Source organism: Rhizobium pantanalense, assembly GCF_030182525.1.
GTDB lineage: Bacteria > Pseudomonadota > Alphaproteobacteria > Rhizobiales > Rhizobiaceae > Rhizobium.
Window position 1 is genome coordinate 1 of record NZ_JAQJCH010000004.1, and the last position, 22,140, is coordinate 22,140.

A 22,140-nucleotide genomic window follows, 5' to 3' on the forward strand; every position below is an offset into this window, starting at 1 on the left:
TTCCATCAACACATTGACAATGTTCGGCATGGTGCTGGCGATCGGCCTTCTGGTCGACGACGCCATCGTCGTCGTCGAAAACGTCGAGCGCGTGATGGAAGAAGAGGGATTGTCGCCACGCGAGGCGACGATCAAGTCGATGCAGGAAATCACCGGCGCGCTGATCGGCATCGCCACGGTCTTGTCGGCCGTGTTCATCCCGATGGCCTTCTTCTCCGGTTCGGTCGGCATCATCTACCGGCAGTTTTCGGTGACGATCGTCTCGGCGATGGTGCTGTCCGTCATCGTCGCCTTGATCCTTACGCCAGCTCTTTGCGCCACCATTCTCAGGCAGCCCAAACATGGTGCGAAGGAAAAGGGCGTGTTCGGCTGGTTCAACCGCAATTTCGAGCGGGGAACACGCGGCTATCAGCGCGGCGTACACCGCATGATTCGCATGACCGCCGTTTTTCTGCTGATATTCGTCCTGATCGGCGTCGGTGTCGGTTATCTCTTCAATCGCCTGCCGAGCTCCTTCCTTCCGGACGAAGACCAGGGCATTCTGCTGACGGCCATCCAGCTGCCTCCAGGCGCCACGGATTCCCGTACCTGGGCGGTGCTCGACCAGGTGAGAGATTATTATCTCAACAATGAGAAGGACTATGTTGAGGGCGCATTTGCGGTCGCCGGGTTCGGATTCAGCGGTCAGGGCCAGAATGTCGGTCTCGTCTTCGTCAGGTTGAAGGATTTCGATCAGCGCAAGACGCCGCAGTCGAAGGCACAAGCCATCGCCGGTCGTGCCATGGGAGCCTTTTCCAAGATCAAGGACGGTAGCGTCTTTGCGCTGGCACCGCCGGCAATCCCCGGCTTCGGCAGCTCGAGCGGCTTCGACTTCTTCATCAAGGATATCAACGGCGCCGGCCATGAAGCGCTCATAGCGGCCCGCAATCAGCTGCTTGGCGCAGCCACACAGAACCACAAGCTGTTCGGAACGCGTCCGAACGGCCAGGAGGACACGCCGCAATATTCCGTAAACATCGACCAGGAAAAGGCGAGTGCGCTGAACATCGGCCTTTCGGATATCGACACGACGCTGTCGACGGCCTGGGGGGGCACCTATGTCAACGACTTCATCGACCGCGGCCGCGTCAAGAAGGTCTATGTCCAGGCCGACAAGGATTTCCGCATGCAGCCCGAAGACCTGGGCCGCTGGTATGTGCGTAATTCCGGCGGCGACATGGTGCCGTTCTCCGCTTTCTCGAGCGGCGAATGGACCTACGGTTCACCGCGTCTGGAGCGCTATAACGGCTCGTCCGCGGTCGAAATCCTCGGCTCCGCGGCGCCTGGCGTCTCCTCGGGCGACGCCATGAACGAGATCGACAAGATCATGGCGAGCCTGCCGCCGGGCTTCAGCCACGAATGGACCAGCCTGTCCGCTCAGGAAAAGCTTTCGGGCAACCAGGCAACCCAGCTCTATGCCATCTCCATTCTGGTGGTATTTCTGGCGCTTGCCGCCCTCTACGAGAGCTGGTCGATCCCGCTTGCCGTCATGCTGTCGGTCCCGATCGGCATCTTCGGCGCGCTGCTGGCAGCCACCATCTTCGGCCAGTCGAACGACGTCTACTTTAAGGTCGGCCTGTTAACGACCATCGGCCTGGCGGCAAAGAACGCCATCCTGATCGTTGAATTCGCCATCGAGCAGCAGAACCAGGGCAAGAGCCTGATCGACGCAACGCTGGAAGCATCCCGCCAGCGCTTGCGACCGATCCTGATGACCTCGCTCGCCTTCATCCTCGGCGTGCTGCCGCTGGCGATCGCCAACGGGGCCGGTTCCGGTAGCCAGAACTCGATCGGTATCGGCGTCATGGGCGGCATGATTTCGGCGACCGTGCTCGGCATCTTTTTCATCCCGCTGCTCTTCGTCTCCGTCCGCCGTATCTTCAAGGGCAGGGTCGGCCCGGTGACAACGCAGGAGACGCCTGCAACCGATGGCGGCACCACGCATTAGCGAAACACTGCCCGCTCCGGCATCGAGAAGCGGGCGGTTTTAATCCAGCCTCGAACAAAAGGCTCCGGCATCACCACACCGGAGCCTTTTGCTTTCCTGGCCCAACAGTAGCCAAAAAGCAGTGTCAAGAACGCGATCTGGAATGTGAGAGCTGGGACCGTCTCAGCTCGAAGCGGCAGGCACCGGCACCGTGGCTTGCGCCCTCGGCGACCATTTTGCATGTAGCTTGGCAAGCATCAGGTAGATGATCGGCGTGGTATAGAGCGTCAGTACCTGCGACACGACGAGGCCGCCGACGATAGTGATCCCGAGCGGGCGTCGCAGCTCCGACCCGGGGCCGGTGGCGATGATCAGCGGGATGGCGCCCATCAATGCTGCCAGCGTCGTCATCAGGATCGGCCGAAAACGCTTGAGGCAGGCCTGATAGATGGCCTCTTCCGAGGACAGGCCGAGTATGCGCTCGCCCTGCAGCGCGAAGTCCACCATCATGATGCCGTTCTTCTTGACGATGCCGATCAACAGGATGATGCCGATAAAGGCGATGATCGTCAGCTCGGTACCGCTGATCGCAAGCGCCAGCAGCGCGCCGAGACCGGCGGACGGCAGCGTCGAGATGATCGTCAGCGGATGCGCCAGACTCTCATAGAGGATGCCGAGGACGATATAGACCGTCAGCAGTGCCGCCAGCAGCAAGAGCGGCTGGCTGCCGGAAGATTGCGTGACGCTCGCCGCATCGCCGGCGAAATCCGCATGCAGCGTGTCGGGCAGATGCATGTCCAGCACCGCCTTCTGGATGGCATCGTTGGCGACCTGCAGCGGCGTATTGAGCGCCAGATTGTAGGAGATGGTGACGGAGGGATATTGACCCTGGTGATTGACCACCAGCGGCGCCAGCGTGCGGTCGATCGACGCCACTGCGCTCAACGGCACCTGTGTACCGCCGGAGGCGGGCACGTAGAGCTTGGAAATATCATGCGGATCGAGCGCATAGTTCGGGTCCGCCTCCAGCACGACGCGATACTGGTTACGCTGCGTGTAGATCGTCGAGATCTGCCGCTGCGCGAAGGCATTGTTGAGCGCGGAATCGATAGACTGGATGTTCACGCCGAGCTGGGAGGCCAGACTGCGGTCGATATTGACGGTCGCCTGCAGGCCGTTGGGCTGTCTGTCGGTCGCGACATCGGTCAATCCCGGCAGGGCCTGCATCCGCTCCAGCACCTTGGGCGCCCATTCCACCAGCTCGTCGTAATTCGCGCCCCAGAGCGTGAACTGATACTGCGATTGCGACTGGCGCGCGCCGGCGCGGATATCGCCCGGCGAAAACAGGAAAGTGCTGAGGCCTGGAACAGCCATCAGCTGCTTGCGGAGCCGGTCTATGACCTCGGCCGTCGGCGCACGCTCCGATTCCGGCTTCAGCGAGATATAGAGCTGACCGCGGTTGATGGAGCTGGAAAAGCCGCCACCGCCGACGGAAGAGCCGATACCGGAAACGGCGGGATCCTTCGAAGCGATATCCGCCGCCTGTTGCTGCAGCTTGACCATGGCGGGATAGGAGATATCGGTCGCAGCCTGCGTTCCGCCCTGGATGAAGCCGGTATCGTCCTGCGGGATGAAGCCCTTCGGAACCTTGACATAGAGATAGCCGGACATGACCACGCAGGCGATGATGACGACCACGGAAAGGAAACGGTGATGCAGCACCGCCCGTAGCGTCCGGCCATAAAAGCCGGTAATGGCGCCCAGCGTGCCCTCGACGATACGGCCGAACGGGCCTGGCCGGGCGTCGATATCATGCTGGCGCAGGCGATGACCGCAGATCATCGGCGTCAGTGTCAGGGACACGAGCGTCGAAACGACGATGGTAAAGCCGAGCGTCAGCGAGAAGGTCTGGAAGAAGCGGCCGACGATGCCGCCCATGAAGAATAGTGGAATGAAGGCGGCAAGCAGCGACAGGCTGATCGAGATGACCGTGAAGCCGATCTGCTTGGCGCCTTCGAGCGCTGCCCGCATCGGCTTCATGCCCGTTTCCAGATTGGCATAGATATTCTCGATCATGACGATGGCATCGTCGACGACGAAGCCGACGGATACGGCAAGCGCCATCAGCGAGAGATTGTCGATCGACAGCCCGAAGAGCCACATCGCGGCGAAAGTGCCTGCAAGCGACAGCGGCACAGTGACGCCAGCAGCGACTGTGGGGGTAGTGCGCCGCAGGAACACGAAGACGACGGCCATGACCAGGCAGATGGTGGCAAGCAGCGTCCACTGCATGTCGTTGACGCTGGCATGGATCGTCGTGGTGCGATCGGAGAGAATCGAGATATTCACACCGGCGGGAATGAGCCGCTGCAATTCTGGGATCAGCTGCTTGACGCCATCGACGGTGGCGATGACATTCGCATCCGCCTGCTTGGTGATATTGAGCAGCACTGCCGGCTTGCCGTCATACCAGGCATCCGAGCGGCTGTTGCGCACCCCGGGCTCGACAGTGGCGATGTCGGAGAGGCGAACGGCGGTGCCATCCCCGCTCTGCACGATGATCCGTCCGTAAGCTTCCGGCGTCCGCAACTGGCTGTTCACGGCAAGGGAGAATGCACCCGAAGCCCCATCGATCGAGCCGAACGGGCCGAGCACGTTGGCATTGACGATCGCGGTGCGCACGGCATCGAGCGACAGGCCCATGGCGGAAAGCCGGTCTGGATCCAGCCGGACGCGGATGGCGGGCTGGTCGGCTCCGCTCACGGTCACACCGCCGACGCCATCGACCTGCGAAATGCGCTGCACGACCACCGTGTCGGCGGCATCGTAGATGGCGCTCGCAGGCACATTGTCCGAGGTCAACGCCAGGATCAGGACGGGCGCTGCCGCGGGATTGATCTTGCGGAAGGATGGCAGGGTCGGCAGATCGCCCGGCAGATCGGTCGCCGCCGCGTTCAACGCCGCCTGCACGTCCTGCGCGGCGCCATCGACGCTGCGGGAGAGATCGAACTGCGCGATGATGGTGCTCGAGCCGAGCGAGCTCACCGATGTCAGCTGCGTCACGCCGGCGATCGTGCCGAGATGGCGTTCCAGCGGCGCTGCAACGCTCGCCGCCATGCTGGCGGGATCGGCGCCCGGACGGCTGGCGGAGACGACGATTGTGGGAAGGTCGACGGTCGGTAGGCTCGCCACCGGCAGAAAGCGATAGGCAACGATGCCGAGGATCACCAGCCCGATCGCCAGAAGCGTCGTCCCGACAGGGCGTTTGATAAACGGCTCGGAGATGTTCATGTCTCGTCACCCGCCAATTCATTCATCTCGGCGCTCGGCATGCCGCTGGTGCGGCCGACGATCTTGGCGCGCAGGCGCTCGAAGGCGAGATAGATCACCGGCGTCGTATAGAGCGTCAAAAGCTGCGATAGCACGAGACCGCCGATGATGGTGATCCCAAGCGGAATGCGCAGCTCCGCACCCGTGCCGTGGGCCACCGCCAGCGGCAGGGCGCCGAAGAGCGCTGCAAGCGTGGTCATCATGATCGGCCGGAAACGCAGGATCGAGGCTTTCAGAATGGCCTCGCGCGGTTCGAGCCCCTCCTTGCGCTCCGCCTCCAGCGCGAAGTCGATCATCATGATTGCATTCTTCTTGACGATACCCATCAGGAGCACGATGCCGATCAGGGCGATGATCGACAGATCCTGCCCAAACAGCATCAGCGCCAGCAGCGCGCCGACGCCGGCAGAAGGCAGCGTCGACAGGATGGTCACGGGATGGACCGCGCTCTCATAGAGCAGGCCAAGCACGATATAGATCGTCACGACCGCCGCCAGGATCAGCCAGGGCTCACCCGCAAGCGAGGAGGCAAACTCTTCGGCATCGCCGGAATATTTGCGCTGGATATTGTCGGGCATCTCGATATCCCGCTCCGCCGCCTTGATCTCGAGGACGGCATCGCTGAGCGAGGCTCCCTTGGCGAGATCGAAGCTGAGCGTCACGGCCGGAAACTGCTCGTCATGACTGATGACCAGCGGCGCGGTCGTGAAACTCGCCGTCGTGAAGGCGTTGAGCGGCACCTGCGTATCGCTGGCGCCGGCGACATAGAGCTTGTCGAGCGATTTCGGATCCGACTGATATTGCGGTGCCGCCTCCAGGATGACACGATACTGGTTGGCTTGGCCATAGATCGTCGCGATCTGCCGCTGGCCGAAGGCGTCGTTCAGGGTATCGCTGACGGCCTGCATAGACACGCCGAGCCGCGAGGCGGTCTCGCGATTGACATCGACGAAAATGCGCCCGCCGCCCATCTCCACTTCGGAAGCGACATCCAACAGCTTCGGGCTTTCCTGCAGCCGTTGGGCGAGCTTCTGCGCCCAGTCGACCACCGTATTCGTATCCGTGCCCGTAAGGGTATATTGGTAGGGCGCACGGCTGGCCCTGGTGCTGATCGAGATGTCGCGGACGCTCTGGAAGGTGACGTGAATGCCGGGCAAGCCCGTCACCTCGCCGCGCATCCTCTCGATGATCTGATCGGCGGACGCATTACGCTCACTCCGCGGCTTCAAGACAAGGCTGAGATTACCGGTATTCAGCGTCAGATTGCTGGCGCTGGCACCGATGACGGCAACGACGCCGGTAACATCCGGATCCTTGCGCAGTCGGTCGGTCACATCAGCCTGGATCTGCTTCATGGTTTCGAAGGAGGTCGTCGGTTCGGCCTCGATGACGGCGGTGATGAGGCCCGTATCCTGCGCCGGCAGGAAACCCTTGGGGATGACGACATAGAGCGCGATCGTCGCAGCCAGCGTCACCACCGTCACCAGCAGCATGAGACGGCTGCGATCCACGGCCCAGACAAGGCTGCGCCGATAGCCTTCAACCATCCAGTCGGTGAAACGGTCGGCACCGGCCAGAAAGCCGCCCTGATGCTCTTTCGGCTTGCGCAGGATGCGCGCGCACATCATCGGCGTGAGCGTCAGCGAGACCACGGCCGACACGACGACGGCGATGGTGAGCGTCAGTGCAAATTCGCGGAACATGCGGCCGACAATGCCGGTCATGAAGAGCAGTGGAATGAAGACCGCAACCAGGGAGACGGTGAGCGAAATGATCGTGAAGCCGATTTCGCCGGCACCCTTCAGGGCCGCCTGCATCGGGTTTTCACCTTCCTCGATATGGCGGGCGATGTTCTCGATCATCACGATGGCATCGTCGACGACGAAGCCGGTGCCGATGGTCAGCGCCATCAGCGAGAGATTATCGAGGCTGAAGCCGGCGAACCACATGACGCCGAAGGTCGCAATCAACGACAGCGGCAGCGCGACACCGGCAATGAAGGTCGCCGTCATCGTCCGCAGGAAGAGCAGAACCACGAGAATGACGAGGCCGATGGAAATGACCAGCGTCCATTGCACATCGTGGATCGAAGCCCGGATCGTCTCGGTACGGTCATTGACGATATCGAGGGAAATACCGGCCGGCATGGCCTGCTTCAGCTTCGGGATCTGCTTCAGCACATTCTCGACGGTCTGGATGACGTTGGCGCCCGGCTGGCGCATGATATCGAGAATGACGGCGGGCTGTCCCTGATACCAGGCGCCGACTCGATTGTTCTCCAGCCCTTCGACGACAGTCGCGACGTCTTTCAATTGCACCGGCGCGCTGTTGCGGTAGGCGACGATGACCGATTTATAGACGTTCGGATCGACGATCTGGTCGTTGGCGGCAAGCGTGAAGCTTTGCTGTGTGCCGTCGAGCGAACCCTTCGCGCCGGCAACGCTGGCGTTGGTGATGGCGGTGCGGATATCCTCCAGGGCAAGTCCGTAGGAAGCAAGGCGCGGCAGATCCGCCTGAATGCGGATGGCGGGCTTGACGCCGCCCTGGATATTGACGTCGCCGACGCCCGACACTTCGCTCAGGCGCTGCGCCATCATGGTATCGGCAAAATCGCTGAGCTCGCGGATCGAATAGCTGTTGGAGCGCAGCGCCAGCGTCACGATCGGCGTATCGGCGGGGTTCACCTTCGAATAGGTCGGAGGATAGGGAAGCGTGCGCGGCAGGGTCGAGCCGGCGGCATTGATGGCCGCCTGCACATCCTGCGCCGCGCCATCGATATCGCGGCCAAGATCGAACTGGAGCGTGATCTGGCTGATGCCAAAGGCGCTTGATGAGGTCATCGAAGCCAGCGACGGGATCTGGCCGAGCGGCCGCTCCAGCGGTGCGGTCACCAGCGCCGCCATCGTATCGGGATCAGCACCCGGAAGCTGCGTCGTCACCTGGATCGTCGGAAAATCCACCTGCGGCAACGGCGCGACCGGCAGGAAGAGAAAGCCGAGAATGCCGCCCAACAGCACCGCCACCCCGAGGAGCGAGGTGGCGATCGGCCGGGAGATGAAGAGCGACGAGACGTTCATTGTTGCTGCGTCGGCGTCGCGGAGGAATTGTTAGAGGCCGAGCCGCCGCCCGTATCCGCACCCTGCTCGCCAGCGGCGCCAGGCTGACCATCCTGGCCGCGATGGCCATTATGACCGCCAGCACCACTCTGACCGCCCTGCCCACCCTGGCCGCCTTGGCCATTGTGGCGGCGATGCGGACGTTCGCCCGCATTCGCGGTGCCTGGAGCAGCATTCTGTTGATCGTTCTCTGCAACAGGCTGTCCGTTATTGTCAGTTGACGGAGCAGCCGGCGAAGCCTGATCCGGATTGGCCGAAATCTGCACCTTCGACCCATTCTGAAGCCGCGCGAAACCGGTCGTCACCACCTTATCGCCGGGCGTCACACCATCGGCGATGACCGCAAGCGTATCGTCCTGCTGGCGCACCTTGACCGGCTTCATCGCAACGGTCTGATCCTGGCCGATGATATAGACGAAGGTGCCGTTCGGTCCGCGCTGCACGGCGCCGCTCGGAATGACGGTAACGCTCTTCAGCGTCTCCACAAGCAGGCGGGCATTGACGAAGGCGCCTGGCCACAGCGCCAGTTTGTCGTTGGGGAAATTAGCCTTCAGCTTGACCGTACCCGTAGTGGGATCGACCTGATTGTCGACCACGCCAAGCGAGCCGTTGTCGACCACCGTCTCGCCGTCATTGCCCATGGCCTGGACGGCAAGCGTTCCGGCCGCACTGGCCGCATTGACGCGGGCAAGCTGCTGCTGCGGAATGGAAAACAGCACGGAGATCGGCTTGATCTGCGAGAGCGTCACGATACCGGTCGCATCGGACGAGCTGACGAGATTGCCGACGTCCACGTTGCGGATGCCGGTGCGCCCATCGAAGGCCGCCCTGATCGTCGTATAATCGAGTGTTGCCTGCGCGCTCTCGATGGCTGCCACATCCACCTGGACCTGTGCTGTATATTGGGCCACCAACGAGGTCTGCGTATCGACCTGCTGCTGCGTGCCGGAGGCGCTCTTCACCATCAGCTGATAGCGGACGAGATCGCGCTGGGCGCCTGCGAGCAGGGCTTCGTCCTGCGCCTTCTTGGCAATCGCCTGATCGAGCTGCGCCTTGTAGACGGAATCGTCGATGCGGGCGATGACATCACCCTTCTTGATATCCTGCCCCTCGACGAAATTGATTTCGACGATTCGTCCGCTGACCTGCGCGCGCACCGTCACTGTATTCAGCGCCTTAACCGACCCAACGCCGTTGATGTAGACGGGGACATCGGCCGTCGTCGCATCGGCAGCAAGTACGGGAACCGGTCCGCTGAACTGCGACATGCTGCGCCGTCTGCCGCTGCCGCCGCCCTGCCCCTGACCGCCGCGGCGCTCACCCTGGGCTTGCTCTCCCGGCGCAGCCGCGTTCTGATAGCCGAGCAGCTTCTCTGCCGGCCCAAGCCAACGATCGCGGGTCGCATAGGCGCCATACCCAACCGCGCCAATCACAGCCAACCACACGACGACCCGAAACGTCCGAGCCATTCACGCACCTTTCCTCAAAGCCCGGGTGATCGGCGATCCCCCGATATTCATGGCGCGACCTTAGCTTGCATCGTGCCGCTTAGGAATTTGGTATGGCCATTAAATTTTGTCCATTTTAGCGCCACTTAGCGTAACAAACTGTAACATTGGACGAAAAACTAGGGTTGTGGTTGCAAGGTGGATGCGTCTACCCGCACAGGCCGCTACAGCGCATCAAAGCACGCCCCAGCCACGGTAGCGACCACGGCCCGTCATCTCGCGCAGGCCGAGTTCAGCCACCAGATTGAGCGCACCTCTGGAGGTGACGCCGACATGACGCGCGATCATCTTCGCCGAAACGATCGGCCGCGACAGCACGATATCGATGACTTCGGGCAGGCTGCTGTTGGACCGCCGGTCCTTGAGCCGGAGCTCCATCTGCAGCCGAGCAAGCGAAAGGCGATCGAGCTCCTTCAGGCCCGAATCGGCCGAAAGTGCCATGGCCTCCATAAAGGCTGTCAGCCGCGTGGTGCGATCTGGCGCACGCCGGCGGTCGTGACGGACGGCTTTCAGGCCGACATTCAGGCAAAAGAGATGGGATGTGACCTTGCCCCGGCTGCGCAGATAGGCGCTGACCAGCAAGCCGCCGAGCCAATGCTGCCGTCGCAGTGGCTCTATTCGCTCCCAGGCATCGAAAAGCACCGCGGCGCCGAGAGCGGGCGGCAGCAAATCAGCCTCGCGAATGACAGCGCGCCAGCTCTCCAGCCGCTCATCCTCATCCCAATCCTCATCACGGATGAGTGCAAGGGGATCATCAACATCAACGGTCGGCTGCCGCGCTTCCGGAACGCCGCCATTCAGGATCTTGTCGGATCGGGCGAGAATGGCGTCGATCTCGGCGAAATCAACGCCGAAATCGTCTTCCTCGTCCACTGGCTCGTCGGGCTCTATGGCCGGGGCACGCGTCGAACGCGGCGAAATGGTGTCTTCGGTTTCGCCGACATCCCCGCGTAAGACGGCAAGACCGGCCGGCTCCAGGCCCCAGGAAGGATCGGCGGTCCAAAGGCGGCGACGGCTGCGCAGCACCGCATGGGCGATGGTCAGCTCGTGCGTCGGTGTGCGCGTATCCATGCGCGCATCATGCAGGACGAGATCCTCCACATGCACGAGTTCGCCGCCGACCCAGAGCGCGCCTGCGGCATCGAAAAAGTGCCCGCGCTCGCGAAAACCATCCGCCACCGCATGCCTCAGGACACGCTCATCCAGCCGTGCCAACATATCCTCCGCCTTGACGATGGCGGGCAGAAGCGCGGCAAGCGGCAGTGTGGTTAGATCATATCGCATTGGAATCACATCATTGCATCGATCTTACGGAACTTATCATCGCCGTCCGCGGCGAGATAGGAAGGCAACCCTGTGAACTGTGGATGGCAATCACTATTTTCCGCCTTGACCTTCCAGCGATGGGAAGGTTCATAAGGCTTTCCGACGCCCTTTCGGGCAAAGGAGTATGACATGGCACCGCACAACGAGCACGATCACGGCCATCATGGCCACGGTCATCACCATCATCATGATGCCGACATTCAGGATGTGGTGATCCGCGATCCCGTCTGCGGCATGACCGTCAATCCCGATGCTGGTAAGCCGTCGATGGATTATCACGGCCGTATTTTCCACTTCTGCAGCAATGGCTGCCGCGCAAAATTCGAGGCTGCACCGGAAAACTATCTCACAGCAAAAGATCCCGTCTGCGGTATGGTGGTCGATCGCGCCACCGCCCGCCATTTCATGAAGCACGAGGGTGAGAAATTCTATTTCTGCTCAGCCAGCTGCAAGGCGAAGTTCGAAGCGGAGCCATCAGCTTATCTCGATGGCAACAGACCCGCGCCAAAGCCGGTGCCGAAAGGCACGCTCTATACCTGCCCGATGCACCCCGAGGTCATCAGCGACCATCCCGGCGATTGCCCGAAATGCGGCATGGCGCTGGAGCCGATGGGTGTTCCCACGGCCGATGAAGGCCCGAACCCGGAACTTACCGATTTCACACGCCGGCTCTGGATCAGCGCCGCGCTGTCGCTGCTGCTGCTTGCCATCAGCATGGGGCCGATGATCGGCCTGCCCATTCGCGACTGGATTGGCGAGCCGATCGCCACCTGGGTCGAGCTTGTCCTCGCAACGCCAGTCGTGCTTTGGGCGGCTCTTCCCTTCTTCCGCCGCGCCTGGAACTCGCTTGTCAACCGCAGCCCCAATATGTGGACACTGATCGGCCTCGGCGTCGGCACCGCCTATGTCTACAGCGTCATCGCCACGCTCGCCCCCGGCCTATTTCCCCTGGGCTTCCGTGCGCATGGCGAGAGCGTTCCGGTCTATTTCGAGGCGGCTTCCGTCATCGTTGCACTGGTCTTTGTCGGCCAGGTGCTGGAGCTGAAGGCGCGCGAGCGCACCGGCTCGGCCATCCGCGCGCTGCTCGACCTTGCACCCAAGACGGCGCGGCGCATCGGCGCCGATGGAAGCGAGACCGATGTACCCGTCGACGATATCCAGACTGGCGATCGGCTGCGCGTGCGTCCCGGTGAGCGCGTCCCTGTGGATGGCTCCGTCGTCGAGGGACAGTCCACCATCGATGAATCGATGATCACGGGCGAACCCCTGCCGGTCGAAAAGGACAAGGGCGATGCGGTGACAGGCGGCACGATCAACCGAAACGGCACGCTGATCATGCAGGCCGAGAAGATCGGCGCCGAGACCACGCTGTCGCGCATCGTCGAACTCGTTGCCAAGGCGCAGCGCTCGCGCGCGCCGATCCAGACCATGGTCGACCGCGTCTCCGCCATCTTCGTGCCCGCCGTCGTCGCGGCGGCCATCATCGCCTTTGTCGTCTGGGCCTTTGTCGGGCCGGAACCGCGCCTTGCGCATGCGCTGCTGGCCGCCGTCGCCGTGCTGATCATCGCCTGCCCCTGCGCGCTTGGACTGGCAACGCCCATGTCGATCATGATCGCCACCGGCCGCGGCGCGCAGGAAGGCGTGCTGGTGCGCGATGCCGAGGCTCTGGAACGCTTTGCGAAAGTGGACACGCTGATCGTCGACAAGACGGGTACGCTGACCGAGGGCAAGCCGAACCTGACCGACATCGTCCCCGCGACAGGCACGGACGAGGCACGCCTCCTCTCGCTCGCCGCCAGCCTGGAGCGCGGCTCCGAACACCCGCTGGCTGAAGCCATTGTTGCCGGCGCCGAGGAACGCGGGGCGCGCTTCGTCGAGATATCCGGCTTTGCGGCGGTGACCGGCAAGGGCGTGGAGGGCCGCGCCGGCGACTCTACGATCGCGCTCGGCAATGCCGCGATGATGTCCGACCTTGCGGTTTCGACGGATGCCTTGGAAGCCGAGACGGAGCGCCTGCGCGGCGAGGGCAAGACCGTCATGTTCGTCGCCATCGACAGGAAGCTGGCCGGCCTCGTCGCCGTCGCCGACCGGATCAAGCCGACCACGGCAGCCGCCATCAAGGCGCTGCATGAAAGCGGCCTGACGATCGTCATGGCGACCGGCGATAACGGCAAGACCGCCGCCGCCGTCGCCAGAGAGCTTGGCATCGACGAGGTGCGCGCGGATATGCTGCCGGAAGGCAAGAAGGCGCTGGTCGACGAGTTGCGGGCCGAGGGCCGCATCGTTGCCATGGCGGGCGATGGCGTCAATGATGCTCCCGCGCTTGCATCAGCCGATGTCGGCATCGCCATGGGCACGGGCGCCGATGTCGCCATGGAAAGCGCCGGCATTACGCTGGTGAAGGGCGATCTCAACGGCATCGTACGGGCGCGTCACCTATCGGAAGCGACCATCCGCAACATCAAGCAGAATCTTGCCTTTGCCTTCGGCTACAATGCGCTCGGCGTGCCGCTCGCAGCCGGCGTGCTCTACCCGGTCTTCGGCCTGCTTCTGTCGCCGATGATCGCTGCAGCCGCGATGAGCCTGTCGTCGGTCTCGGTGATCGCCAACGCACTCCGGCTGCGGCTGGTGAAATGAAAACTTCCGGAGGTCGGTGTTCGTAACCCAAACAAAAGAATGGAGGAGGCATGAACACGGATCGATTTCAGCTGAAGCGGCAGAGCGACCACCTGATTTACACTTTTCACCGCAAAGAGCTGCCTGACGGAAAGATTGGCTACCAGCGAGAGGACTCCGATCTCTGGATCAGCTTTCAGCCTGGCTTTGGCTGGGGCGCCTGGGATGACGAGGCCTTCTCGGCAGGCCGTGGAATGTGCCGTTCCCCGAACAAGATGCCGATCATCCACCTGAAGGTGAATGGGTAAGCAAGAAAGATGCGAAATCCTACGTCTACGACCTGATCTATGTTTAGCAACGCGGAGAGAGCGTACCACACTGCCCCTCACCCCCTCTCCCCGCGTGCGGCGAGAAGGCTAGGATGAGAGGCCATAGTCGCAGGCGCGGCATCAATAGGCATGCCTGTCCAGCCGCTACATCACTACAGTCACCCAACCCGCTCCACAGCAATCGCCGTTGCCTCGCCGCCGCCGATGCAGAGCGCCGCAACGCCCTTCCTCGCACCCTGACGCTCGAGCGCGTACAGCAGCGTCACGATGAGACGCGCCCCGGTGGCGCCGATGGGGTGGCCAAGCGCACATGCGCCGCCATTGATGTTCAGACGATCGCGTGCAATGCCGAGCTCCTTGGCAGCTGCCATGGCGACAACGGCGAAGGCCTCGTTGATCTCGAAGAGATCGACATCGCCGATCTTCCAGCCCGTCTTGTCGAGCAGCTTGCGGATCGCCGGGATCGGCGCGGTAGTGTACCAGGCCGGCTCCTGGGAATGCGTCGCATGCGCCTTGATCTCGGCAAGAATGCGCAATCCCTCGCGCTCGGCGAGCGAACGGCGCGTCAGGATGAGCGCTGCCGCACCATCGGCATTGGCCGAGGCACTGGCAGCGGTAATTGTGCCATCCTTGCGGAAGGCGGGCTTCAGCGCCGGGATTTTTTCCGGCGAGACCTTTTGCGGATGCTCGTCCTTGGCAATGGTGACCGGACCACCCTTGGCCATGACGGAAACTGGCGTGATTTCGGCTTCGAAGGCGCCGTTCTCCGTTGCGGCACGGGCGCGCGATAGAGTCTCGACCGCATAGGCATCCTGATCCTCGCGGCTGAACTGATAGGCCTCGACTGCCAGCTCGCCGAAATCGCCCATGGAACGGCCCTTCTCATAGGCATCCTCGAGCCCGTCGAGCATCATGTGATCGAAGATGCGGTCATGGCCCATGCGATAGCCGCCGCGTGCCTTAGCCAGCAGATAGGGCGCATTCGACATGGATTCCATGCCACCAGCAACGGTGATCGAGGCCGAACCAGCGAGAAGCAGATCATGCGCCAGCATGGTCGCCTTCATGCCGGAGCCGCAGACCTTGTTGATGGTGGTGGCGCCGACAGCATCCGGCAGGCCAGCCCCGCGCGCAGCCTGCCGGGCCGGCGCCTGTCCCTGCCCCGCTGGCAGGACGCAGCCGAACAGAACTTCATCCACTCTCTCCGCCGAAAGACCGGCACGCGCAAGCGCCGCGCGGATGACATGCGCGCCCAGCTCGTGCGCCTGCAGGGACGAAAGATCTCCCTGGAAGCGACCGAGCGGCGTGCGCGTGGCGGAAACGATGACGATGGGATCGGTAGCGGGCATGACATCTCCTCACGGTCAGCAAACCATATCTTCGCACCACTCCTATCACGTTAGATGATGATCGTCATCTAAATATCGCAGGAAAGGGATGCAATCACCGGCGGATATGATTGCCCTCACTATGTACGGAGCTTAAGGATATCCATAGGATTTGAAGGGATATTCCATGCCGCTTTACATCAAGGACGATGCCATAGACCGATTGGCGCGCCGCTACCAGGCGCTGACCAAGGCCGCCACCAAGACGGAAGCCGTGCGGCTTGCCTTGCAGAAGGCGCTGGATGAGGAGCTGACCAAACCGGCCCTTGCCGACGTCGCCGTGGCTTTCTGCCGCAATCTCAAACAGAAGGCCATCGCCAAAAGCGAAAGCGCCGGCATAGCGGAAGAGATTTGATGTTTATCGACGCTTCAGTGCTGTCGGCGATGATGACCGACGAGGAGGAGGCGCGCGCCTTTGCCATCCGCATGCAGCCGGCAACCGCGCGAATGACCTCGCCGCTTGTCGCAGCAAATACCGCAATCCTTGTCTCCGATAGTTTAGGATTGTCGCCGACCGAGGCCGGCGAAGCTGTCCGCATGTTTCTGCAGCTCATGAACATTCAACTGCTTGCGGTGCCGCCACGCGCCGCCGCATTGGCAACGGAAGCTTACGAGCGCTATGGCCAAGGCGCCCATGCGGCACACCTCAGCCTTGATGATTGCATGAGCTATGCCTGCGCTCGCTATTATCGCCAGCCGCTATTGTCGAAAAGCGACCGGTTCAAGCAGACGGATATCGAACTGGCTTAAGACCAGCTCGAGCCATCACGCCGTTACGGGCAAAGCGAAGCGGAGCCCGCACTATAGGTGCTCGAACGAGCGCCGACGGAGTTGGGGGCAGCGGCGCATTGCAGACGGGAAATGGAGTCGCCGGCGCGGATCGGGCCAGTCACGGACGGGTCGGTGTTGATGGTGCCATCCGGGAGAATTGCATCCTTCGAATGGTCGACGCTGCCGACATCGGCCTGGAACGCCTCGACATTGACGCGCTTAGGATGATGCTTGTGCACCTGCTCGGCCATGGCGGCGCTGGACATGCCGACGATGAGAGCAGTGATAGCGAGGGTTCTGAGCAGCATGGGACTGCCTCCTGTGGGAGTTGACGCGGATTTCATATGGGAACCGGCAGGCCATTTTACAGCGGCTTGCCTGTCAATATCGTTAAGAATTTGAAGGTTTGATCAGGTCTTCACTTTATGGCGGGATACCTCTGCGCCGGCAGCATGCGGCAGGCTGATAAAACGCAATGCGGAGATGCCACCGATAAGGCCAATGATGAGGAAAGCCCAGCGAAAATCGATGAGCGAGAGTGTTTCCCCACCATGAATCGTGCGCGAGAGATTGAGAACGGCGGCAGCGACGGCAACGCCCAGCAGCAGCGAAACCTGCTGCAGCATGCTCGACAATGTGGAAGCGGAGCTGCGCTGCGCGGCATGGATATCGGCAAACCCCAGCGTATTCAGCGCCGTGAAGTTCATCGAACGCGACAGGCCGGCGATGAATAGTAGGCAATATATCAACGCGTCTGGCGTCGATGGAGACAGAAACGCGCATCCGGCAATGCTGGCCGACGAGATCAGCCCATTGACGATGAGCACGTTGCGGAAACCGAAAATCCTCAGCATCTGCGTCGTGATCGCCTTCATGCCGAGATTGCCGGCGAAATAGAACAGCAGATAAGTGCCCGCATCGATCGCCGTACGACCGAAACCGACCTGAAAGAGCAGCGGGATCAGGAACGGCGTCGCGTTGATCGCCACACGGCTCGCCGTACCGGCCGAAAGCGTCGACATGGCGAAGGTCTGCACCTTGAAGGCGGAGAGATCGAGCAAGGGCGCATCGACCGTCATGAAATGCCGGGTGGCGATGACGGAGAAGACCACGCCTGCAGCGATCAACCCAATGCTGGGCGCCAGCCCCGTCGTGCCCTGCACCACAAATTCGAGGCCGGCAAGCAGGAAGGTCAGCCCCGCCGCCGATTGCAGGAAGCCGATGAAATCGAGGCGAGCGACCTTTTCCTCTCGCTGATCCGGCACGAAGCGCAGGACGAGACCAAGGCCGATAATGCCGATCGGGATATTGATCAGGAAATTCCAATGCCAGCTCAAATAGGTGGTGATGAAGCTGCCGAGTACGGGGCCGATAACCGGAGCGGTCAGTGCCGGCCAGGTGATCATCGACATCGCGTGCACCAGATCGGATTTGCGAGCATTCTTCAGCACGATGATACGTCCCACGGGCGTCATCAGCGCGCTGCCGATACCTTGAACGGCACGGGCAATGATGAACTCGGTCAAGTTGCCTGAAAAACCGCAAAACAGCGATGCTACGGTGAAGATGGTGATCGACGCCAGAAACACTCGCCGTGCGCCATAGCGATCACCAGCCCAGCCGGCCAGCGGCACGAAAGCAGCCATGGTCAGCAGATAGACCGTGATGCCGATGCTCATCGAAACCGGCTCGACGCCGAAGGTTTTCGCCATCTGCGGCAGCGAGGTGGTGACGATGGTACCGTCCAGGATCTGCATGAAGAAGGAGACGGCGACGACGAAGGCGATGATACGGGACTGCCGGCCGAAACTTGCTTCGGTAGGCTCTTCTATAGTCCGGGCAATGGTCATAATCTGAATTCGGAGATTGGCGTTCAAAGGAGCCGTGCATGCCGGCCGTAATCATACGATCATTGAATACGCCCATGATGGTGGCTTGCAAAGCCACAAACCCAGCCGTCGCCATCAAAAATTGACACGGTGACATAAGAACCGCGATTCCAGAGAGCCAAGCCACCTCACCCGCAAGGCGCCGGGAGCGTCAATCGTCCGAGTAACGCTGCTCCCGCCACGGATCACCATACATGTGGTAGCCGTTCTTCTCCCAGAAGCCGGCCCTGTCCGCACCGATGAGCTCGATGCGGTTCAGCCATTTGGCGCTCTTCCAGAAGTAAAGATGCGGCACGACGAGGCGCATCGGGCCGCCATGTTCGACTGTCAGCGGCTGGCCTTCCCAGGCGGTCGCGAGGATCGCATCCTCGGCAGCGAAATCAGCAAGCGGCAGGTTGGTGGTATAGCCGTCATAGCTCGTCAGCAACACGTGCTGTGCCTCGGCCGTCGGCATGGCGAGATCGAGGAGATCACGCGTCGAAACCCCTTCCCAGCGATTGTCGTAGCGCGACCAAGTCGTCACGCAATGGATATCACTGACACAGGTGCTTTGCTCGATCGCCTGGAAAGCGGCCCAATCCAAGTTGAGCCGATTTTCCACGAAGCCGATCACATCGAGCCGCCAACTCGACCGAGAAATCTGTGGCTGCACGCCGAGATCGAGCACCGGCCAGTTCTTGACGAGATGCTGCCCCGGCGGCAGCCGCTCTGTTTCGGGCCGGCTGACGCGCCCCGTCAGAAACTTGCCTTCCGCCGCCCAGCGGCGCTTGGATGTTGTGAGCTTGCTATCGGCGGGGATCTGATCGTCGCTCATGCCGGTATCCTCTTTCTACTAGACAGAAATAGGATGACCGAGCTGGGCGGGTGTCAAGTCAAGGAACAGCAGATAGCCGACTATATTGCCGCGATGGCGATATGGAACAGCTGCGCCTTGCCCGAGATCGAGTGCCGCCCGGCGCTGTCGTTGGAAATCAAAAGGCAATCGCCCACGGCAAGCGCCATGCCATCGACCTTGGCATTGCCTCGATGACAAAGAACCAGATTGGTCCCGATCTCGAAAGCGATCTCCCTATGTCCATCTATAGCAACACGCCGCACGGAATGCGTAAAACAGTCCCGCCGCGTCATGACATTGAGATCGGTGATCGTGCCATCGATCAATGTCGCCGAGGTTGGTGCATCGGCAGCAAAGGGCAGCGGCTCGCTTGCCTGTGTGAGACGTTCAGGCGCGCGGCCCTCGATGAAGAGCGTCATGCCTTCGCCATCGAGAATGGATAGCGTGCGATCTATGCCGGGAAAGACCGAGAACCGCCCGTCCGTGGCAACGGTCGCCATGCTGACGCGCCAGTCGAAGTCGGCAAGCACGGCGCCCTCTGGCGAAACGGCGATCTCCACCGTTTCCCCGCCGCCGTTTTTCCAGGGCATACGACGGTGACTATCGCTGCGGAGAAGCGTGATTTTCGGCATTGCCATCTATTCTTGTCCCATCATTGCAATTCGATTCGGAGTAAACTAAGTTTAATGGACTAAGTCCATTCGGAGCCTGCTATGGAAACCGTCAATATTCATGAGGCGAAAACGCATTTGTCGCGGCTGATCGAAAAAGCCGCCAAGGGCGAAGCCTTCATTATCGCCAAGGCGGGGAAACCGATGGTGAAAGTTGTTCCCCTTGAGGAGAAGGATGCACCAAAGAAGCGCCGCATCGGCTTCATGAAAGGCGAGATCGTGGTTCCCGAAGATTTCGACACCATGATGGCTGATGAAATCGAAGAGATGTTTTACGGCAATCGAGACGACATCGCCAACAAATGAGATTCCTCCTCGACACGCATATTCTCATCTGGGCGGCCGGTGATATCGCGCTTCTCTCGCAAGAGGTGAGAACGCTCATCGATAACGATGAAAACGAGCTCCTCTTTAGCCCTGCGAGTATTTGGGAGGTCGCGATCAAACATGGTTCGGGGCGAAGCGATTTTCATACCGATCCATTTCGGTTGCGTTATAAGCTAATGGAGGCTGGCTACAAAGAGCTGCCGATCATCAGCGAACACACGATCGCAATTGCCGGGCTTCCACCTCTTCACAAAGATCCATTCGATCGCATTTTGATCGCTCAGGCTATTGTCGAAGGCATTCCGTTGATCACCGTCGACGAAACCATCTTGCGTTATCCCGGCCTCAATCGAAAATACTGAGGCCGGGAAGCGCGTCTCATCAATTCCCCAGGATGGCCGGCAGGCGCAGGCCCTGCTGCTTGGCCCAGTCGAGCGCAATGTCGTAGCCGGCATCGGCGTGGCGCATGACGCCGGTGGCCGGGTCGTTCCAGAGAACGCGCTCCAGGCGCTTGGCCGCATCATCCGTGCCATCGGCGCAGATGACCATGCCCGAGTGCTGGCTGAAGCCCATGCCGACGCCGCCGCCGTGGTGCAGCGATACCCAGGTGGCACCCGATGCGGTGTTGAGCAAGGCGTTAAGCAGCGGCCAGTCGGAAACGGCATCCGAGCCGTCCTTCATGGCTTCCGTCTCACGGTTCGGCGAAGCGACCGAGCCGGAGTCGAGATGGTCACGGCCGATGACGACGGGCGCCTTTAGCTCGCCATTCCTGACCATTTCGTTGAAGGCAAGTCCGAGGCGGTGGCGATCGCCGAGACCGACCCAGCAAATGCGCGCCGGCAAGCCCTGGAAAGAAATGCGCTCGCGCGCCATGTCCAGCCAATTGTGCAGGTGCTTGTTGTCGGGCAGCAGCTCCTTCACCTTGGCGTCGGTCTTGTAGATATCCTCGGGATCGCCCGAAAGGGCAGCCCAGCGGAACGGACCGATGCCGCGGCAGAAGAGCGGGCGGATATAGGCCGGCACGAAGCCCGGGAAGGCGAAGGCGTTTTCGAAACCCTCTTCCTTGGCGACCTGGCGGATATTGTTGCCATAGTCGAGCGTCGGCACGCCCGCATCCCAGAAGGCGACCATGGCTTCGACATGCACCTTCATCGAGGCGCGGGCGGCAGCTTCGACGGCTTTCGGGTCGCTCTCACGCTTGGCCCTGTGTTCGGCCACCGTCCAGCCGATCGGCAGATAGCCGTTCAGCGGATCGTGAGCGGAGGTCTGGTCGGTGACGATATCGGGGCGCGGACCGCCGGCCTTCATGCGCTTCACCAGCTCAGGGAAGATCTCGGCGGCATTGCCGAGCAGGCCGACGGACTTGGCTTCGCCGGCCTTTGTCCACTTGTCGATCAGGGCCAGCGCTTCATCGAGGCTCGATGCCTTCTCGTCGACGTAACGGGTGCGCAAGCGGAAATCGATGCGGGTTTCGTCCGATTCGACGGCGAGGCAGCAGGCACCGGCCATGACGGCCGCCAGCGGCTGCGCGCCGCCCATGCCGCCGAGACCGCCGGTTAGGATCCACTTGCCCTTGAGATTGCCATTATAGTGCTGGCGGCCGGCTTCGACGAAGGTTTCGTAGGTGCCCTGCACGATGCCCTGCGTGCCGATATAGATCCACGAGCCGGCCGTCATCTGGCCGTACATGGCAAGGCCTTTCTTATCCAGCTCGTTGAAGTGATCCCAGGTCGCCCAGTGCGGCACGAGGTTGGAGTTGGCAATCAGCACGCGCGGCGCATCCTTGTGGGTGCGGAACACGGCGACCGGCTTGCCGGACTGCACCAGCAGCGTCTCGTCTTCGTTGAGCGTCTTCAGCGTCGCGGCGATACGGTCGAAATCATCCCAGGTGCGGGCGGCGCGACCGATGCCGCCGTAGACGACGAGCTCGTTCGGGTTCTCGGCAACATCAGGATCGAGGTTGTTCATCAGCATGCGCAAGGGCGCTTCGGTCAGCCAGCTCTTGGCATTGAGCTCCGGACCACGAGGCGCGCGGATTTCGCGGATATTATGGCGTGGATTGGTCATG

Annotated in this window: 17 protein-coding genes; 7 read left to right on the top strand and 10 right to left on the bottom strand. The window is 61.6% G+C overall.

The annotated features are described in order from the left end of the window. Positions 1-1,987, top strand: a 1,987-nt coding sequence (locus PH558_RS11785) for an efflux RND transporter permease subunit (protein WP_285204454.1), incomplete at its 5' end; no start/stop codon positions are given. A gap of 162 nt (positions 1,988-2,149) precedes the next feature. Here the strand turns inward: PH558_RS11785 and PH558_RS11790 are convergent. The 4 genes from PH558_RS11790 to PH558_RS11805 all read right to left on the bottom strand — a co-directional run bounded on the left by PH558_RS11790 (position 2,150) and on the right by PH558_RS11805 (position 11,204). After that, on the bottom strand, positions 2,150-5,257 hold the full coding sequence (locus tag PH558_RS11790) for an efflux RND transporter permease subunit (protein WP_285204455.1): 3,108 nt from the start codon (positions 5,255-5,257) through the stop codon (positions 2,150-2,152). Next, positions 5,254-8,373: an efflux RND transporter permease subunit gene (locus PH558_RS11795; protein ID WP_285204456.1), complete on the bottom strand. Its 3,120-nt coding sequence runs from the start codon at positions 8,371-8,373 to the stop codon at positions 5,254-5,256. The genes PH558_RS11790 and PH558_RS11795 overlap by 4 nt, the downstream gene beginning before the upstream one ends. After that, a complete protein-coding gene (locus PH558_RS11800; protein ID WP_285204458.1) occupies positions 8,370-9,881 on the bottom strand; it encodes an efflux RND transporter periplasmic adaptor subunit in 1,512 nt (503 codons plus the stop codon). Before PH558_RS11800 ends, PH558_RS11795 begins: the two co-directional genes overlap by 4 nt. 213 nt (positions 9,882-10,094) lie before the next feature. Beyond that, the gene (locus tag PH558_RS11805; protein ID WP_285204460.1) at positions 10,095-11,204 is read right to left on the bottom strand and encodes an RHE_PE00001 family protein; all 1,110 of its coding nucleotides are present in this window, start codon (positions 11,202-11,204) and stop codon (positions 10,095-10,097) included. A 171-nt stretch (positions 11,205-11,375) separates the two neighbouring features. On the opposite strand from PH558_RS11805, the gene PH558_RS11810 reads away from it, so the two are divergent. Further along, the gene (locus PH558_RS11810; protein ID WP_285204461.1) at positions 11,376-13,883 is read left to right on the top strand and encodes a heavy metal translocating P-type ATPase; all 2,508 of its coding nucleotides are present in this window, start codon (positions 11,376-11,378) and stop codon (positions 13,881-13,883) included. A 50-nt stretch (positions 13,884-13,933) separates the two neighbouring features. Continuing rightward, positions 13,934-14,170: a hypothetical protein gene (locus tag PH558_RS11815; protein ID WP_285204462.1), complete on the top strand. Its 237-nt coding sequence runs from the start codon at positions 13,934-13,936 to the stop codon at positions 14,168-14,170. Between the two features lie 179 nt (positions 14,171-14,349). Here PH558_RS11815 and PH558_RS11820 read toward each other — a convergent pair whose 3' ends face one another. Beyond that, positions 14,350-15,540 carry an acetyl-CoA C-acyltransferase gene (locus PH558_RS11820; RefSeq protein ID WP_285204463.1) on the bottom strand — a complete coding sequence of 397 codons (1,191 nt, stop codon included), beginning with the start codon at positions 15,538-15,540 and terminating at the stop codon, positions 14,350-14,352. A 166-nt stretch (positions 15,541-15,706) separates the two neighbouring features. Here PH558_RS11820 and PH558_RS11825 point away from each other — a divergent pair, with 166 nt between their 5' ends. Both PH558_RS11825 and PH558_RS11830 read left to right on the top strand, forming a co-directional pair. Next, the gene (locus PH558_RS11825) at positions 15,707-15,934 is read left to right on the top strand and encodes a type II toxin-antitoxin system VapB family antitoxin (RefSeq protein ID WP_095433083.1); all 228 of its coding nucleotides are present in this window, start codon (positions 15,707-15,709) and stop codon (positions 15,932-15,934) included. Continuing rightward, positions 15,934-16,329 (top strand): type II toxin-antitoxin system VapC family toxin, encoded by a 396-nt coding sequence (locus PH558_RS11830; protein ID WP_285204466.1) that lies wholly within the window; start codon positions 15,934-15,936, stop codon positions 16,327-16,329. Before PH558_RS11825 ends, PH558_RS11830 begins: the two co-directional genes overlap by 1 nt. 23 nt (positions 16,330-16,352) lie before the next feature. Here the strand turns inward: PH558_RS11830 and PH558_RS11835 are convergent, their stop codons facing one another. From PH558_RS11835 to PH558_RS11850, 4 genes are all read right to left on the bottom strand, one after another. Next, positions 16,353-16,658 (bottom strand): hypothetical protein, encoded by a 306-nt coding sequence (locus tag PH558_RS11835; protein ID WP_285204470.1) that lies wholly within the window; start codon positions 16,656-16,658, stop codon positions 16,353-16,355. A 102-nt stretch (positions 16,659-16,760) separates the two neighbouring features. After that, positions 16,761-18,200 (bottom strand): MFS transporter, encoded by a 1,440-nt coding sequence (locus PH558_RS11840; protein WP_285204472.1) that lies wholly within the window; start codon positions 18,198-18,200, stop codon positions 16,761-16,763. A gap of 190 nt (positions 18,201-18,390) precedes the next feature. Next, the gene (locus tag PH558_RS11845) at positions 18,391-19,053 is read right to left on the bottom strand and encodes a sulfite oxidase-like oxidoreductase (protein ID WP_285204473.1); all 663 of its coding nucleotides are present in this window, start codon (positions 19,051-19,053) and stop codon (positions 18,391-18,393) included. Positions 19,054-19,133: 80 nt separating this feature from the next. Further along, positions 19,134-19,697 carry a HutD/Ves family protein gene (locus PH558_RS11850; protein WP_285204959.1) on the bottom strand — a complete coding sequence of 188 codons (564 nt, stop codon included), beginning with the start codon at positions 19,695-19,697 and terminating at the stop codon, positions 19,134-19,136. 90 nt (positions 19,698-19,787) lie between these two features. Between PH558_RS11850 and PH558_RS11855 the strand changes: the two genes are divergently transcribed. Together PH558_RS11855 and PH558_RS11860 are read left to right on the top strand one after the other, a co-directional pair. Further along, the gene (locus tag PH558_RS11855; RefSeq protein WP_285204474.1) at positions 19,788-20,051 is read left to right on the top strand and encodes a type II toxin-antitoxin system Phd/YefM family antitoxin; all 264 of its coding nucleotides are present in this window, start codon (positions 19,788-19,790) and stop codon (positions 20,049-20,051) included. Next, positions 20,048-20,434 (top strand): type II toxin-antitoxin system VapC family toxin, encoded by a 387-nt coding sequence (locus PH558_RS11860; RefSeq protein WP_285204475.1) that lies wholly within the window; start codon positions 20,048-20,050, stop codon positions 20,432-20,434. Before PH558_RS11855 ends, PH558_RS11860 begins: the two co-directional genes overlap by 4 nt. Positions 20,435-20,453: 19 nt before the next feature. Here PH558_RS11860 and hutU read toward each other — a convergent pair whose 3' ends face one another. Further along, on the bottom strand, positions 20,454-22,139 hold the full coding sequence (gene hutU, locus PH558_RS11865) for a urocanate hydratase (protein ID WP_285204476.1): 1,686 nt from the start codon (positions 22,137-22,139) through the stop codon (positions 20,454-20,456). Position 22,140 lies beyond the last annotated feature (1 nt).

Coding starts and splice junctions, on each gene's coding strand:
- PH558_RS11790 (WP_285204455.1), bottom strand. CDS start 5,257: ATGAACATCTCCGAGCCGTTTATCAAACGCCCTGTCGGGACGACGCTT.
- PH558_RS11795 (WP_285204456.1), bottom strand. CDS start 8,373: ATGAACGTCTCGTCGCTCTTCATCTCCCGGCCGATCGCCACCTCGCTC.
- PH558_RS11800 (WP_285204458.1), bottom strand. CDS start 9,881: ATGGCTCGGACGTTTCGGGTCGTCGTGTGGTTGGCTGTGATTGGCGCG.
- PH558_RS11805 (WP_285204460.1), bottom strand. CDS start 11,204: ATGCGATATGATCTAACCACACTGCCGCTTGCCGCGCTTCTGCCCGCC.
- PH558_RS11810 (WP_285204461.1), top strand. CDS start 11,376: ATGGCACCGCACAACGAGCACGATCACGGCCATCATGGCCACGGTCAT.
- PH558_RS11815 (WP_285204462.1), top strand. CDS start 13,934: ATGAACACGGATCGATTTCAGCTGAAGCGGCAGAGCGACCACCTGATT.
- PH558_RS11820 (WP_285204463.1), bottom strand. CDS start 15,540: ATGCCCGCTACCGATCCCATCGTCATCGTTTCCGCCACGCGCACGCCG.
- PH558_RS11825 (WP_095433083.1), top strand. CDS start 15,707: ATGCCGCTTTACATCAAGGACGATGCCATAGACCGATTGGCGCGCCGC.
- PH558_RS11830 (WP_285204466.1), top strand. CDS start 15,934: ATGTTTATCGACGCTTCAGTGCTGTCGGCGATGATGACCGACGAGGAG.
- PH558_RS11835 (WP_285204470.1), bottom strand. CDS start 16,658: ATGCTGCTCAGAACCCTCGCTATCACTGCTCTCATCGTCGGCATGTCC.
- PH558_RS11840 (WP_285204472.1), bottom strand. CDS start 18,200: ATGACCATTGCCCGGACTATAGAAGAGCCTACCGAAGCAAGTTTCGGC.
- PH558_RS11845 (WP_285204473.1), bottom strand. CDS start 19,053: ATGAGCGACGATCAGATCCCCGCCGATAGCAAGCTCACAACATCCAAG.
- PH558_RS11855 (WP_285204474.1), top strand. CDS start 19,788: ATGGAAACCGTCAATATTCATGAGGCGAAAACGCATTTGTCGCGGCTG.
- PH558_RS11860 (WP_285204475.1), top strand. CDS start 20,048: ATGAGATTCCTCCTCGACACGCATATTCTCATCTGGGCGGCCGGTGAT.
- hutU (WP_285204476.1), bottom strand. CDS start 22,139: ATGACCAATCCACGCCATAATATCCGCGAAATCCGCGCGCCTCGTGGT.